Source organism: Foetidibacter luteolus, assembly GCF_009650435.1.
Classification (GTDB): domain Bacteria; phylum Bacteroidota; class Bacteroidia; order Chitinophagales; family Chitinophagaceae; genus Foetidibacter; species Foetidibacter luteolus.
On sequence record NZ_VVIP01000020.1, the window covers coordinates 31331 to 45583 of the forward strand.

The following is a 14253-nucleotide window of genomic DNA, read 5'->3' on the forward strand; positions in this document are numbered from 1 at the left end:
TGGTGATTTGATGAGTTAAAAGTAGAATGGAACATGCAGCAAGGCAATGAATTATACACCACTGGCGATATGTTTTTCGTTAGCTTTTCCATAACAAACAGTGGCAGTGTCCGAAGGTGGAATTTACTATGATAAGACCCCCTTTTTAGCGGACGAAAGGAAAAAAGCATGTTACATGATGGGGGTTAACCTTTTGTTAAGTTGCAACAGCGCAGGATGAGCGGTAAAGAAGTACGAAAGTTGACGTGGATTAACGTAATAACTGCTTTGGTGCAATGAAACAATAGCCCAATCTTTGCCATTCTAAAACCATAACAGCATGAAAGCCGCTACCAGATTTATACATGCAGGCGTTGAACCAGACCCCTCAACCGGGGCTATTATGACGCCTATATATCAAACCTCAACCTATGTGCAGCAGGCGCCCGGAAAAAACAAAGGCTATGAATATGCCCGCAGCCAGAACCCTACCCGCTTTGCCCTGGAAAAAGCTATGGCCGAAATTGAAAATGGTAAATACGGCCTGGTATTCAGCAGTGGCGTGGCTGCTACAGATGCTGTAATTAAGCTGCTGCAACCTGGCGATGAAGTGATTGCAGGTAATGACATGTATGGCGGCACTTACCGGCTTTTTACAAAAGTATTTGAAAAATTCGGGATAAAGTTTAGCTATGTTAACATGCAGGACGTGGCCAATATAAATGCCGCTATTACTGCCAATACCAAACTTATATGGACGGAAACACCTACTAACCCTTTAATGAACATTACAGATATTGCAGCAACCGCTGAAATGGCGAAAGCGAACAATGTATTGTTGTGTGTAGATAATACGTTCGCATCTCCCTACCTGCAAAACCCGCTTGACCTTGGCGCCGACATAGTAATGCATTCCGCTACCAAATACCTGGGCGGCCATAGTGATGTTATACAAGGCAGCCTGGTAATAAATGACAGTGCATTGAGAGATCAATTGTATTTTATTCAGAAAAGCTGTGGCGCCGTGCCCGGACCGCAGGATTGTTTCCTGGTGCTGCGGGGTATTAAAACATTGCATGTACGCATGCAAAGGCATTGTGAAAACGGTGAAACAATAGCGCATTTTCTGCGCAGCCACCCAAAAGTAGCCAAAGTGTACTGGTGCGGTTTTGAAGACCACCCGGGTTATGCTATTGCCAGAAAACAAATGCGGGGCTTTGGCGGCATGATGAGTTTTGAGTTGAAAGACGACAGCAAAGAAGCAGCGGAAAAACTTTTGTCATCAACCCGGCTGTTTGCACTGGCTGAAAGCCTTGGTGGTGTGGAATCCTTAATTAACCATCCGGCTACTATGACACATGCTTCCATACCAAGAGAGGAAAGAATTAAAAACGGCCTCAGTGACTCGCTTATAAGATTGAGTGTTGGTATTGAAGATGCGGAAGATTTGATGGAAGACCTGCAACAGGCATTGGGATAATTATTCTTCTTACAATACGATAAACAATAAAGCCGCTTACTGCGGCTTTATTGTTTATCAAAAGAAAACACCTGTTATGTTTAACCAATTATATTTTTCTTCTTAAGGTCTTTTACAATGGTTTTTGCGTACTCATCGGCCAGCACCCTGGTAGATGATGGGTCGAAAGATTGTGATTGTGCAGAGTACAGCAACTTGTTGTTATCTATGTTATACAGGTTGGTTTCAAAATAATAGTTGGTGTTGGTTTCGTAGTAACCCGGCTGGTAAACCCGTGGGTAGTAATAGGAATAGTAACCCCAAAACCTGCGGTAGGGATAAGGGTTGTAAGCCATATTGCCAGGCACATAGTTTCTTTCTTTGCTTTTATCAAGAAGCGTAATGGTTACCACGCCGTCAATACCACTGTTGCGCAGCATTTTAAGCGCTTTATCTTCACTCATGTTGCCAAATGATTTTGGCCCGTAGGCGTTAAAAGATGTTACTGCATCATAGCCGTAAGCCCGCAGATCCTCTGCAAGCTGCTCTTCCATCTGCATGCGTGTGTTCCTGTCTTTGTCATTAAATAAACCCAGCACCAATATCTTTTTTAGGGCAGGTTTTTCAGTATTGTCGCTCCAGCTATCGGTAACTTTTGTGCTGCTGCACCCTGCCAGCGAAAGAAGGGCAGGTAATGCAAGTATGATTAGCTTTTTCATAATGGTTATTTTTTATTTATGCTACTTTGGATGGTAACGGGTTTTTAAAGATTAACCGGCATAAACAGTTAACAATACTTTTAACGGCAACGGTGGTTAAGAAAAGGCGGTTAAAACAGGGATGAGGCCTGCGTTTCAATATAATCCTTTTCTTTGCAGGCATTATCAATTTCAACTACACATGTGGTATAGCTTAGGCAGATTTATATTACGTTACCGTCTTCCATTGTTATTTGCGCTTATTATTATTACAGCTTTTATGGCGTTTAAGGCTGCTAAAGTGCAGTTGAGTTATGAGTTTGCCAGAACCATTCCTACAGATAATGCCAAATACATAGCCTACCAGGATTTTAAGGCAAAGTTTGGCGATGACGGCGGTACACTGGTAGCGGGCATACAGGCAAAAGACTTATACACTGTAGAAAAATTTAACAAGTACGCTCAACTGCATAAGGATTTAAAAACTGTAAAGGGCGTTGAAGAAATACTCAGCATACCCGAAGCAGTTACACTGGTTAAAGACGATTCAACTGAAAAACTGTTACCCAAACGTATTTTTAATTATCCCTATACCAGCCAGCAATCACTCGACAGTGCAAAGGCTGAATTTGAAAACCTCCCTTTCTATAATGGCAGGTTGTATAACCTGAAAACAAATACCTACCTAATGGCCGTAAGGGTTAACCGGGATATGGCTAACAGTAAATACCGTACTATTTTAATAGATGATATTGCCAGAGAGGTAAAAAAATTTGAGCAGGGTACCGGCCTGCAGGTTCACCTTAGTGGTTTGCCATACATAAGAACAACCGTAAGCGATAAAATAAAAAAAGAGCTTAACTGGTTTTTGATTGGTTCGCTGGTGTTATCAGCTATAACGCTGCTTATCTTTTTCCGCTCCATCAGCGCCATGATTATGAGCCTGCTGGTGGTAGGCATGGGCGTGGTTTGGAGTGTAGCGACTATTGTGCTATTTGACTACAAGATATCCCTGCTTACAGCATTAATTCCACCGCTGATTGTAGTAATAGGCATACCCAACTGTATTTATTTTTTAAACAAGTACCACAGCACGTATAAGGAAACCGGGGATAAAGAAAAAGCCCTTGTAACCATGATTGGGCGTATGGGTATTGTAACGCTGTTTTGTAATATAGCCGCGGCTATCGGCTTTGCTGTATTTTCTTTTACCCGCAGCGCTATTTTAAAAGAGTTTGGCGTAGTATCAGGTATTAATATCATGGCGCTGTTTTTTATATCTCTCATTTTTATTCCTGTATGCTTAAGCTACCTGCCACCACCAAAAAAACGCCATGTAAAATACCTGGATAGTAAAATTATACACCTGCTGCTGGCCAAAATAGAGCGCTGGGCTTTCCTGCACAGCAAATGGGTGTACGGTATTTCAGCACTAATTACTGTTGTAGCCATTATAGGTATGTTCAGGATAAAAAGCGAGGGTTTTGTAGTAGACGACCTGCCTAAAACTGATAAAATATACACCGACCTTAAATGGTTTGAAGAAAATTTTGACGGTGTAATGCCGCTGGAAATTGTGGTGGATACAAAGCGAAAGAATGGTTTGCTAAAATCCCTGCAGCCTATCGAAAGAATTGACGAGTTTTCAAAGTATATAGCAGACCGGCCTGAAACCGCAGCCCCGTTATCGTTTGTAGAAGGCCTGAAATTTGCCAAACAGGCTTATTACGATGGCGATAGTGTTAACTATGTTACCCCAACAGAGTTTGATGTGCCATTGATGAAAAATTACCTGAAAGGTGGCGGTACAGATAATGACTCATCTACAAGTGCTGCCACAAAAAATACCACTTTCAGCAAGCTGCTGAATACTTTTATGGACAGCAGCAAACAAATGGCCCGCATCAGCGTAAATATGAAAGATATTGGCAGCGCCAAACTACCAGGCTTGCTCAGCGATTTTGAAAAAGAGGCCAACAAAATATTCGACAGCTCCAAATACAATATCACTTTTACCGGTGGCAGTGTAACTTTCCTGGAAGGCTCCTCCTTTATTATCAACGGGCTTAAAGAAAGCATCATGTGGGCCTTCCTGCTTATAACACTATGCATGCTTTATTTATTCCGTTCCTTTAGAATATTACTTTGTTCCCTCATTCCCAACCTTATACCGTTGGTAGTTACAGCCGGTGTTATGGGCTGGGTGGGTATAGCCCTAAAGCCATCAACCGTTCTGGTGTTTAGTGTGGCGTTGGGTATAGCCATAGATGTTACCATACGGTTCCTGGTCAATTACAAGCAGGAGCTGCCCATGCACAGCAACCACGTAAAGCACACTTTAATACAAACCATCCATCACACAGGCCTTAGCATCATTTATACATCACTGGTGCTAATAGCAGGGTTTATCATATTTTGCATCAGCGAGTTTGGCGGCACAAAAGCGCTTGGCTGGCTTACATCGCTAACATTGGTTACCGGTACCATTACCAACCTTGTTTTACTGCCCGTATTAATTTACTCATTGGCCAAAAAAACAGCATCGGGAAAGGAATAATCTTCTGTTGCCTGATTCAGCATTTCGGTTGTGCAATCATCAATCATTATACCAGCGACGGTACGTTGTGGCATCGCCTGTTGCGTCGCAATCCGTTCATCGTCCGGATTCTCTGTGGCATCTTTTCAGCCCCTGGTAGATAACATTTCTGGCACCGGAGGTGGCAGAAACAGATGTTGCTGATGTCAGCCTGTTTGAAAAGAAACATTTGGTAAAGCCGGAGGTAGTTTGCACCGGAAACTGGAGCCGCCCATTGATCCGGACGATGAACGGATTGCGACGCAAGGGACGATGCCATGAAACAATTAGCTGGTATCTAAAAAATCCGGTTAGAAAAAACTGCACATAGGGTAGTATCTAATAAAAATGCCCAGGCTTTTAAAACCCGGGCATTTTCTATGGATAATTGGCTTTTACTTAAGTGAAATAGGCGCCATCAGCATTTGCACGCTTTCCTGTAAAATTTGTTGTTTTTTAGATTTAAACAACTCCATATTTTCCGATGGAAGGCGGAGTTCTACTTTACGTCCTTCAGCCATCATCCTGTCGAAGTAAGGATTAAGGTCGTTAAACTCCAAAACATCCATCTGCACATTTTTAGAAATTACGACTGAGTTGTACCTGCCGCTTACGGTAATGGTTTCAGTACCAGTGTTGCCGGCAGCAAGTGCTGTGGTGTCTGTCTGCTGCATCATATCTGCAATAGCAGCTTTATGTTCTTCGGTTTCTTTGGCCGTCATGGTTGTCCAGCCGCCGCCACCTTCAAAAAGATAATGCGTAGCTATAAACTTTTTTACGTGGTTCCTGGTTTGCAGCGGTAGGTATTTCTGCAATTTCCAAAAATCATCTGTACCGGCGGCCCTTATGCTCTGCTTCATGCGCCCCACGCCACAGTTATATGCGGCTACCACCAACAGCCAGTCGCCAAATTCAAAATACAGTTCTTTTAGTAGTTTAGCAGCAACCCTGGTGCTAAGGGCAATGTCTTTGCGCTGGTCGTGCTTGCCGGTTGTTAAGCCAAATCTTTTGGCTTCGTCCCGCATTAATTGCCAGGCACCTACCGCCCCGGCACTGGAAACAAGGCCGGGCTTTAGGTTGCTTTCAACAACAGATATATATTTCAGCTCCACCGGAAGGCTGTTGGCCGCTAAAATTTTGTCGTAAAGCTCCAGTTGTTTTTTACCCCATACCTTCATTTTTTCAAGGTCGTACCTGTTTTTATCAAGATAAGCCTCTACAAATTCTTCAGCTTTGGGGTTTAACTGAAATTGATAAGATGCTTCAGTGGCATCGTAACTGGATAAAAGGCTTTTAAAGCTTTTTGATTTGGAGGCAGTGGTATCGTTTCTTTTTGTTTTTTCTCCTGTATAATCTTTTCCTTCGTAGGTAAAAGACATAATAGAAGCCACAAATAAGGCAAACAGGGCAAAAGAAAACGAAGACTTAATTTTTTCTATAGGTAACCGGTGCCACATAAATGTTGTCCCTTTTTAACGGTTAAACAATTTGGTTGATGGCGTCGAGTTGAAATTTTGACCGGTGAAAACTTTTCAGAGCTATTGACTTACAGTATCTTAGGTAGAGTAACCCGCTATTCTGAAATACGCAGCCGCATAAAATCTTTTGACAAGTGCAGCAAATTTTCCTCATCGAAATGAGAGGTCATCACCTGAATACCAAAATTCATGCCGTTAGAATGTGTAAACAATGGAAGAGAGATGGCAGGTATGCCTACCAGGTTGGCAAAAACGGTATAAATATCTGCCAGGAACATCTCAATAGGGTCATTACTTTTTTCACCGATTTTAAATGCGGGGGTAGGAACGGTAGGGGAGATGATGGCATCAAAATCTTTGAATATAGCGGTTGTTTTATCCAGTAATAGTTTTCTAACCTGTTGGGCCTTAGTAAAATAGGCGTCAAAATAGCCCGCACTAAGTACAAATGTACCTAACAGTATGCGCCGTTTTACTTCTTTGCCAAAGCCTTCACTGCGGTTATTTTTATAAAAATCAGCCAGGGTTGGAGCATTCTTAGCAGAACGGTGGCCATATTTTACGCCATCAAACCTGGACAGATTGCTGGATGCTTCAGCCGTAGTTAAAATATAGTAGGTAGATACGATGTAGTCAAGATATTCAAAATCAATCGGTTGTACATCATAGCCCTCGGTTGTTAATTTCTGCAAAAAACTTTCTGTTTGCGCTTTAATTTCCGGGTCAAGTCCTGGATGAGAAAGGGCTTCTTTAAAATAAGCGATTTTTTTTGCGGGAGCTGTATTTTGCTGAAGGTAAGGCATTACAGGCTTGTGACTGGATGTGCTATCGTAGTCATCCTGGCCCGCTATTACTTCCAATACGGTGGCTGCATCTTCTACCGAAGAAGCGAATATGCCAATCTGGTCAAACGAAGAGGCGTAAGCGATTAACCCATAACGGGACACCCGCCCATACGTAGGTTTGAGCCCTATAATTCCACAAAAGTCCGCCGGCTGGCGTACAGAGCCGCCGGTATCGCTGCCCAGGCTAACCATGCAAAGTCCTGCCTGTACAGACACCGCCGAACCTCCGGAGGAGCCTCCCGGCACACGGCTGTTGTCTTTAGCGTTTAAAACGTTGCCAAAAGCCGAGTTTTCGTTGCTGCTGCCCATGGCAAATTCATCACAGTTTTGCCTGCCGATGATAATGGCATCTTCGGCCAGCAGCCGCTCAACGGCGGTTGCATTGTATATCGAGGTAAAACCTTCCAGTATTTTTGAAGCTGCTGAAACTTTGTGGCCTTTGTAGCAAATCACATCTTTTATACCTACAACTACGCCATGCAGCTTACCTACAGGTACACCAGCCTTTCTCTTTGTGTCCAGTTGGCGTGCCCTTTCCAGCGCCTCTTCTGCATAAATTTCAAGAAAAGCATTCAGGTGGGTGTTGTCGGTAATTTTGTGCAGGAAATATTGAACGGCCTCTTCGCAGGTGGCCTGGTTAGATGCTAATAACTGGAAATATTGCTGAATGCCCCGGAAGGTAAACAAAGGATGTAGCGTAGTTTTTGGTAACTTAAAATAAAATAAAACCTGCCAGGTTTTTTACCGGAGCAACATTTATTGCTGCCATAAAACCTGCAAGGTTAGTGGTGCTTACTTTTAAGAAGAAATTAGTTCTGAGCTGTGGTGGATGCAGAAGCAGCAGGCTGCTTGTCTTTTTCATTCATACCTTCTTCCAGTTCTTTCTTCACGTTGTTTTTGGCGTCGTTAAACTCACGTATTCCGCGACCCAGGCCCTTCATAAACTCAGGAATTTTACGGCCACCAAACAGCACAAGTACTACTACAGCAATCAAAAGAATTTCCTGAAAACCTAAATTACCCATTGTAAAAAAAATTTGAGGATGAAGGTCAAAGTTAGAGGAAAAATAAACATCTAAAGTTAACGTGAAAATAAAAAAGCGGAAGGACTGTCTTCCGCTTTTGGCTAATAAGGTATGCTGAATTAGAAGCGTTTTTCCTTAATCCTGGCGCTTTTACCGCTGCGTTCACGCAGGTAAAACAGTTTCGCACGACGTACTTTACCTACTTTATTCAGTATTACAGAGTCAATGTTGGGAGAAAAGAAAGGAAATACCCTTTCTACACCCACGCCGTCTGATATTTTACGTACTGTAAAAGTAGCTGTGGCACCTGTTCCCTGGATTTTTAAAACATCTCCGCGGAAGCTCTGGATACGCTCTTTACCGCCTTCAATAATTTTATAGTTAACAGAAACGTTATCGCCTGCTTTAAACTTAGGAAATTCTTTCTTAGCTGTTAATTGCTCATGCACAAATTGAACTGCTGCGTTCATGGCTTAAAATTTAAGGACGGCAAAGGTAACTGTATGAGGTATAAATTCCAAATAACAATCTCCTTATTTTCCAAATGATGCTAATATTAGGTGCTGAAAAAATGAAAAGCGGATTTCTCATTTTGAGAAACCCGCTTTTAGTTTGAATATTATTTATCGTGCTACGTTTACGGCCCTCTTTTCCCTTATCACCGTTACTTTAATCTGGCCGGGGTAGGTCATTTCGGTTTGTATTTTTTGGGCAATCTCAAAACTTAGTTTATCACTGTCTGCATCTGTTACCTTTTCGGCCTCAACAATTACCCTTAACTCACGGCCAGCCTGTATCGCATAAGCTTTTTCCACACCCTGGTAACCAATAGCCAGGTTTTCCAGGTCTTTAATGCGTTGCAGGTATTGCTGCATAATTTCACGCCTTGCACCGGGCCGGGCACCGCTTATGGCATCGCAGGCCTGCACAATAGGGGAGATTACGTATTGCATTTCCATTTCATCGTGGTGGGCGCCAATAGCGTTTACTACGGCTGGGTTTTCCCCGTATTTTTCCGCCAGCTTAGCGCCCAGCAGGGCATGGCTTAGTTCTGTTTCTTCATCTGGCACCTTGCCTATATCGTGCAGCAGGCCGGCCCTCTTGGCCAGTTTAGGGTTAAGCCCTAATTCGGCAGCCATCATGCCACAAATATTGGCAACTTCACGGCTGTGCATCAGCAGGTTTTGACCGTAAGAAGAGCGGAAGCGCATTTTGCCTACAATCCGCACCAGTTCTTTGTGTAAGCCATGGATACCCAGCTCTATAACAGTGCGTTCACCAATTTCCATTACCTGTTCTTCCAATTGCTTACGGGTTTTCTCCACCACTTCTTCAATACGTGCGGGGTGTATGCGGCCATCGGCAACAAGGCGCTGCAGAGAGAGGCGGGCTATTTCCCTGCGCAGGGGATCGAAAGAGGATAGTACTATGGCTTCAGGCGTATCATCTACAATCAGGTCTACACCGGTAGCAGCCTCAATAGCGCGGATATTACGGCCCTCACGGCCAATAATCTGGCCCTTAATTTCATCTGTTTCCAGGTTAAATACAGTTACCGTGTTTTCTATAGTTTGTTCCGCGGCGGTACGCTGTATAGACTGAATAATGATTTTTCTTGCCTCTTTATTGGCTTTCTGTTTGGCATCTTCCACAATTTCCTGCTGCAAGGTAAGCGCCTGTGTTTGCGCCTCATGCTTAAGGCTTTCAATCAACTGGGCTTTGGCCTCTTCAGCAGTAAGAGCGGCAATTTTTTCCAGGCGGCGTATATGCTCTTCCTGGTGTTTCTCCAGTTCTGTGCGCTTCTGGTTAACTACTTCAATCTGGCGGTTCAGATTTTCTTTAATGGCTTCGTTTTCTTTAATTTGTTTGTCTAACGATGCCTCTTTTTGGTTAATGGTAATTTCTTTTTGCCTTGCACGGTTTTCAGCTTCACTTATTTTCCGGTTTTTTTCAAGAACTTCTTTGTCATGTTCTGCTTTAAGCTGTACAAATCTTTCTTTGGCCTCTAATTGTTTTTCTTTTTTAATTGTTTCCGCTCTTAATTCTGCTTCCTTCAGCAGGGTTTGAGCCTGCTGTTCCGCCTCTTCCACTTGTTTTTTGGTGTCTTTGGCAAAAATAAATTTACCCGCTATGATACCCGCTGCCAGTGCAATTGCACCAACTATAATGGTTAATACTGATTGGTCCATGCTTATGGATTTTTGTTTGATTCATAATCGTATTTCCTGTCTCGAATCTCATTGACGAAGATGAGCAAGCGATAAGTGTGCGAAGATAATTAAAGCAACGTAATATAAATCTGCTCCTATAAGTTTCTATAATAATGTATGGACAGGAGATTATAAACCAATGAAGGTTTTTAGGGCGCATGCCCAAGCTATCGCAAGGGCACCGGGCTATCCATTCCTACTCCGCCACAAAGCCTGGCTGCCGTATCCTCAGCGGGGTATCCATTTCTATCCCTTGCGCGGTGCCGCAGCGTAAGTAGGCATGTATAACTTCAGTTGCCACAAACTAAAACTATACTTCCAAAGTCGTTTTTCTCAGTATGGGACGGCCTTTTTTCTCTTTTTGGGAATAAAAGTTTGTTTTGATTTTTTAAATATATTGATAATCAAATAGTTAATATAGTTTTTTAGTTTGGCACCAGATTAGATATTTATACATCAATTCAGCTTTAAACCCTACTTTTTCAGGCGAAAAGCATTACCTGAACATAAAGCCTGCTAAAGAAGTTTAAAGCCTAAACCTTTTATATTTTGGAGTTTGCGTTCAAAATTCAACCCTTTTAAAAAACTTCTTTTAAAGCAAAGCCAACAAAAATTGTTAAGAAGAAGTTTACCTTAAAAACTAAGAGGCTGCTTGGGGGGCAGCCTCTATTTTTTTATAAAATTCCCACTCTTTAACCTCTCTTCTTTCCTGTTGACTTCTGCAAGTGTTTGATTTATTGGTGATTGAGAAAAGTAGCATAGATAACCTGCTTCTATTTGACCCTATATAACAGGTTATGAAAGCAGCAGCAGGTTGCACTTTGGGTGAGGGATTGCAGCGGATACCCCGGTGAAGCCAATGAGCGGCGGGGCTGTGCCGGAGTATGAGCGGAAAGCCCGACCCCTTGCGATAGCTTGGGGGCACCCCCAAAAGCAAATACGAAAGGAGAAAGGCAAAGTACTTTGTATGTTACACGTTAGATATGCGATGCAGATTGAGAACTTTTGAGAACTGTTCTTGTGACTATGCCAACGGCTATGCATTGGGTTTACCGGGAAACAAAAAAGGAAGAAGCTGCGCCTCTTCCTTTTTTGGGAAACATAAATTGCCAGCGAATATTAGTTAAGTACCGGGTTTTGTTTTTTCATCAACTCTTCGTCTTCCTTCACTTTTAGCTCCCAGGCCCAGGCTGTACGCATCATTTCATTTAAATCGTACTTTATTTGCCAGTTTAACGCTGATACCGCATGGTTGTTGTTGGCATAGATAGCCACTACATCGCCAGGGCGGCGGGGGCCTATTTTGTAATTGAGTTTTTGGCCGGTTACGGTTTCAAACGCTTTAATAGCTTCCAGCACTGTAACGCCATTGCCGGAACCCAGGTTAAACACCTCACATTTGCCGGTGTTTTTATTTTCCAGTAAAAAACGCATAGCAAGCGTATGGGCGCTGGCAATATCTGAAACGTGAATATAATCACGCAGGCAGCTACCGTCGCGGGTATCATAATCATTGCCATATACCTGCATCTGTGGTAATTTTCCGATGGCTGTTTGCGTAATGGCCGGTACCAGGTTTTGGGGTTTGCCTAACGGCAATTCTCCGATAAGGTTGCTGGGGTGGGCGCCAACCGGGTTAAAGTAGCGCAGCAGTATTGCGTTTGTTTCTGCAACTTTTACAAAACTGCGTATAATTTCCTCGCCCATTTGCTTGGTAGCGCCATAGGGAGATTCCGCTTTTTTCTCTGGTGTTTGTTCGGTTACCGGGATAGAATCCGGGTTACCATATACTGTACAGGAAGAAGAAAATACAAAATGCGGAATATTAAACTCTTTTACACAGTTAAGGAGGTTGATAAGGGAGCAGAGATTGTTTTCGTAATACATCAACGGTTTTTCAACCGATTCGCCCACTGCTTTGTATGCCGCAAAGTGAATAACACCAATAATATCTTCATTTTCCTGGAAGACTGCCAGGGTTTCATCAAAGTTCTTAAGATCTACCTTGTAGTTTTTAAGCTTTTTGCCGGTTATTTTATCAATGCCGTCCAGCAGGTAATTAGTAGAGCGGGAGTTGTCATCTATGGAAACTACATCGAACCCGTTTTCAATTAAATCTACAACTGTATGAGAGCCAATGTATCCACATCCGCCCGTAACGAGAATTTTCGGCATATAAGTGCTTTTATGGCGCTGGCAATATTATAAAAAAACGGGCGTATCTTATACAAAAAGTTTGATTATAAAGAAGAAAGTGGCTGCCATTATTGCGCTGATGGGGATGGTAAGTACCCATGCCCACAGCAGGTTAACGGTAACACCCCATCTTACGGCTGATAATCTTTTTGTAGCGCCCACGCCAATGATAGAACCGGTAATGGTATGTGTAGTACTAACGGGTATGCCCAAATGTTCGGTAAGATACAAAGTCATAGCGCCGGCGGTTTCTGCACTAACACCTTCCAGCGGGGTTACTTTGGTAATGCGGGTGCCCATTGTTTTTACAATTTTCCAGCCACCGCTCATGGTACCCAGGCCGATAGCCAAAAAGCTGCAAAACGGTACCCAGCTATAGTGAACTACAAAGTCGTTAAAACTGAGGTCGCGGCCCTTTGATTTTTCATAAAAGATGATAGCGGCGCCAATAATACCCATTACTTTTTGCGCATCATTGCCCCCGTGGCCCAAGCTAAAAGCGGCCGAGGATACCAACTGCAGGCGTTTAAACCAGCTTTCTGCCTTGTAAGGGTTGGCCCGTTTACACAAATGCACAATTAATATGGTAATAATAAAGGCGATGATCATGCCTATAAGCGGTGCTAAGAATATAAACAGGAATGTGGGAACCACTTTGGCATAGTTGATTACATCTATACCAGCCTGTTTAAAACCATGTGCATTAGCCACGGCAGCACCCATAAAACCACCGATAAGCGTGTGAGATGAACTGGATGGTATGCCAAACCACCAGGTAAGCAGGTTCCATACAATAGCGGCAAGAAGGCCTGCGAAAATTACTTCGAGCGTAATAAAGTTCTCGTTAACGGTTTTGGCAATCGTATTTCCTATTTTAAACTCCCCAATAATGTACCTGGAAATAAAATAGGCTGCAAAATTGAACATAGCCGCCCAAAGCACTGCCTGAAAAGGGGTTAATACTTTGGTAGAAACGATGGTAGCGATGGAGTTAGCCGCATCGTGAAAGCCGTTGATATAATCGAAAATAAAAGCAAGAATGATGATGAGGATAAGAAGTGTAACCATAAATGTTGTTTTCCGGGCCAGTATATAAAGGAATTACATACCGGCGTTACGGTGTTGGGGGTATAATTAGGCGTATTTAACTATAATTGACTCAATTACGTTGGCTGCATCCTCGCATTTATCGGTTACGATTTCCATAACCTGGTATATCTCCCTTTTTTTAATCAGTTCGCGGGCATCGCTTTCTTTTTCAAAAAGTTTTTCAATGCTCATGTCAAATACATCATCTCCCTGGTTTTCGATGCTGTTTATCTTAACCAGGGCTTCCGTCATCTGCCGAAGATTCTTCATGTCACGCAAACCGTAAACAGCGGTTTTAGTTTCAGCGGCGCCAACTTCAATAAGGTCAGCCATTTTCTGTATGCCGGTATCGTTGGGATTTACTTTGTAGAAATTGATTTTTTTGGCAGTTGCATATATGTAATCACAAATGTCATCCAGTGCGGATGCAAGGTAATGGATATCTTCCCGGTCGAAAGGGGTAATAAAATTGCGGCCAAGTTCTGTAAAAATGCGGTGGGTATGGTCGTCGTTTTTATGTTCCAGGTCTTCAATTTGTTTTGACAGGGCATTACGCTTGTCTATATCTGGTTCATATACCATTTGTTTTAAAACCTGTCCCATCTGGTTTACGGTAATTGCCACATCTTCAAATAACTCGTAGAAAATTTTGTTCTTCGGCATAAAAATTCTGCCAATGGTATTAATACCCATATTCTA

At 42.8% G+C, this 14253-nt stretch carries 11 protein-coding genes; 2 read left to right on the forward strand and 9 right to left on the reverse strand.

From position 1 onward, the window contains the following. Positions 1 to 319: 319 nt before the first annotated feature. The gene (locus F0364_RS05970) at positions 320 to 1459 is read left to right on the forward strand and encodes a cystathionine gamma-synthase (RefSeq protein ID WP_153796853.1); all 1140 of its coding nucleotides are present in this window, start codon (positions 320 to 322) and stop codon (positions 1457 to 1459) included. 80 nt (positions 1460 to 1539) lie between these two features. Here F0364_RS05970 and F0364_RS05975 read toward each other — a convergent pair whose 3' ends face one another. Beyond that, a complete protein-coding gene (locus F0364_RS05975) occupies positions 1540 to 2157 on the reverse strand; it encodes a hypothetical protein (RefSeq protein WP_153796854.1) in 618 nt (205 codons plus the stop codon). A gap of 181 nt (positions 2158 to 2338) precedes the next feature. Here F0364_RS05975 and F0364_RS05980 point away from each other — a divergent pair, with 181 nt between their 5' ends. After that, positions 2339 to 4693 carry an efflux RND transporter permease subunit gene (locus F0364_RS05980; RefSeq protein WP_153796855.1) on the forward strand — a complete coding sequence of 785 codons (2355 nt, stop codon included), beginning with the start codon at positions 2339 to 2341 and terminating at the stop codon, positions 4691 to 4693. Between the two features lie 413 nt (positions 4694 to 5106). On the opposite strand, the gene F0364_RS05985 is transcribed toward F0364_RS05980, so the two are convergent. The 8 genes from F0364_RS05985 to F0364_RS06020 all read right to left on the reverse strand — a co-directional run bounded on the left by F0364_RS05985 (position 5107) and on the right by F0364_RS06020 (position 14247). Further along, positions 5107 to 6168 carry a lytic transglycosylase domain-containing protein gene (locus tag F0364_RS05985; RefSeq protein ID WP_153796856.1) on the reverse strand — a complete coding sequence of 354 codons (1062 nt, stop codon included), beginning with the start codon at positions 6166 to 6168 and terminating at the stop codon, positions 5107 to 5109. A gap of 116 nt (positions 6169 to 6284) precedes the next feature. Then, positions 6285 to 7721, reverse strand: coding sequence for an Asp-tRNA(Asn)/Glu-tRNA(Gln) amidotransferase subunit GatA (gene gatA, locus F0364_RS05990; RefSeq protein WP_153796857.1), 1437 nt, complete (start codon positions 7719 to 7721; stop codon positions 6285 to 6287). Between the two features lie 122 nt (positions 7722 to 7843). Then, positions 7844 to 8059: a Sec-independent protein translocase subunit TatA/TatB gene (locus tag F0364_RS05995; RefSeq protein ID WP_153796858.1), complete on the reverse strand. Its 216-nt coding sequence runs from the start codon at positions 8057 to 8059 to the stop codon at positions 7844 to 7846. Positions 8060 to 8178: 119 nt separating this feature from the next. Then, a complete protein-coding gene (gene rplS, locus F0364_RS06000; protein ID WP_153796859.1) occupies positions 8179 to 8529 on the reverse strand; it encodes a 50S ribosomal protein L19 in 351 nt (116 codons plus the stop codon). Between the two features lie 153 nt (positions 8530 to 8682). Continuing rightward, complete coding sequence (rny, locus tag F0364_RS06005) at positions 8683 to 10248, reverse strand: ribonuclease Y (protein WP_153796860.1); 1566 nt, start codon at positions 10246 to 10248, stop codon at positions 8683 to 8685. Positions 10249 to 11388: 1140 nt separating this feature from the next. Continuing rightward, positions 11389 to 12444, reverse strand: a complete 1056-nt coding sequence (galE, locus tag F0364_RS06010; RefSeq protein ID WP_153796861.1) for a UDP-glucose 4-epimerase GalE — start codon at positions 12442 to 12444, stop codon at positions 11389 to 11391. A gap of 48 nt (positions 12445 to 12492) precedes the next feature. Continuing rightward, complete coding sequence (locus F0364_RS06015) at positions 12493 to 13533, reverse strand: inorganic phosphate transporter (protein ID WP_153796862.1); 1041 nt, start codon at positions 13531 to 13533, stop codon at positions 12493 to 12495. Positions 13534 to 13599: 66 nt separating this feature from the next. Further along, positions 13600 to 14247: a DUF47 domain-containing protein gene (locus F0364_RS06020; RefSeq protein ID WP_153796863.1), complete on the reverse strand. Its 648-nt coding sequence runs from the start codon at positions 14245 to 14247 to the stop codon at positions 13600 to 13602. Between the last annotated feature and the right edge of the window lie 6 nt (positions 14248 to 14253).

What these genes read in the sequence shown, in the direction of transcription:
- F0364_RS05970 (WP_153796853.1), top strand. Translation starts at nt 320, where the DNA reads ATGAAAGCCGCTACCAGATTTATACATGCAGGCGTTGAACCAGACCCC.
- F0364_RS05975 (WP_153796854.1), bottom strand. Translation starts at nt 2,157, where the DNA reads ATGAAAAAGCTAATCATACTTGCATTACCTGCCCTTCTTTCGCTGGCA.
- F0364_RS05980 (WP_153796855.1), top strand. Translation starts at nt 2,339, where the DNA reads ATGTGGTATAGCTTAGGCAGATTTATATTACGTTACCGTCTTCCATTG.
- F0364_RS05985 (WP_153796856.1), bottom strand. Translation starts at nt 6,168, where the DNA reads ATGTGGCACCGGTTACCTATAGAAAAAATTAAGTCTTCGTTTTCTTTT.
- F0364_RS05995 (WP_153796858.1), bottom strand. Translation starts at nt 8,059, where the DNA reads ATGGGTAATTTAGGTTTTCAGGAAATTCTTTTGATTGCTGTAGTAGTA.
- rplS (WP_153796859.1), bottom strand. Translation starts at nt 8,529, where the DNA reads ATGAACGCAGCAGTTCAATTTGTGCATGAGCAATTAACAGCTAAGAAA.
- rny (WP_153796860.1), bottom strand. Translation starts at nt 10,248, where the DNA reads ATGGACCAATCAGTATTAACCATTATAGTTGGTGCAATTGCACTGGCA.
- galE (WP_153796861.1), bottom strand. Translation starts at nt 12,444, where the DNA reads ATGCCGAAAATTCTCGTTACGGGCGGATGTGGATACATTGGCTCTCAT.
- F0364_RS06015 (WP_153796862.1), bottom strand. Translation starts at nt 13,533, where the DNA reads ATGGTTACACTTCTTATCCTCATCATCATTCTTGCTTTTATTTTCGAT.
- F0364_RS06020 (WP_153796863.1), bottom strand. Translation starts at nt 14,247, where the DNA reads ATGGGTATTAATACCATTGGCAGAATTTTTATGCCGAAGAACAAAATT.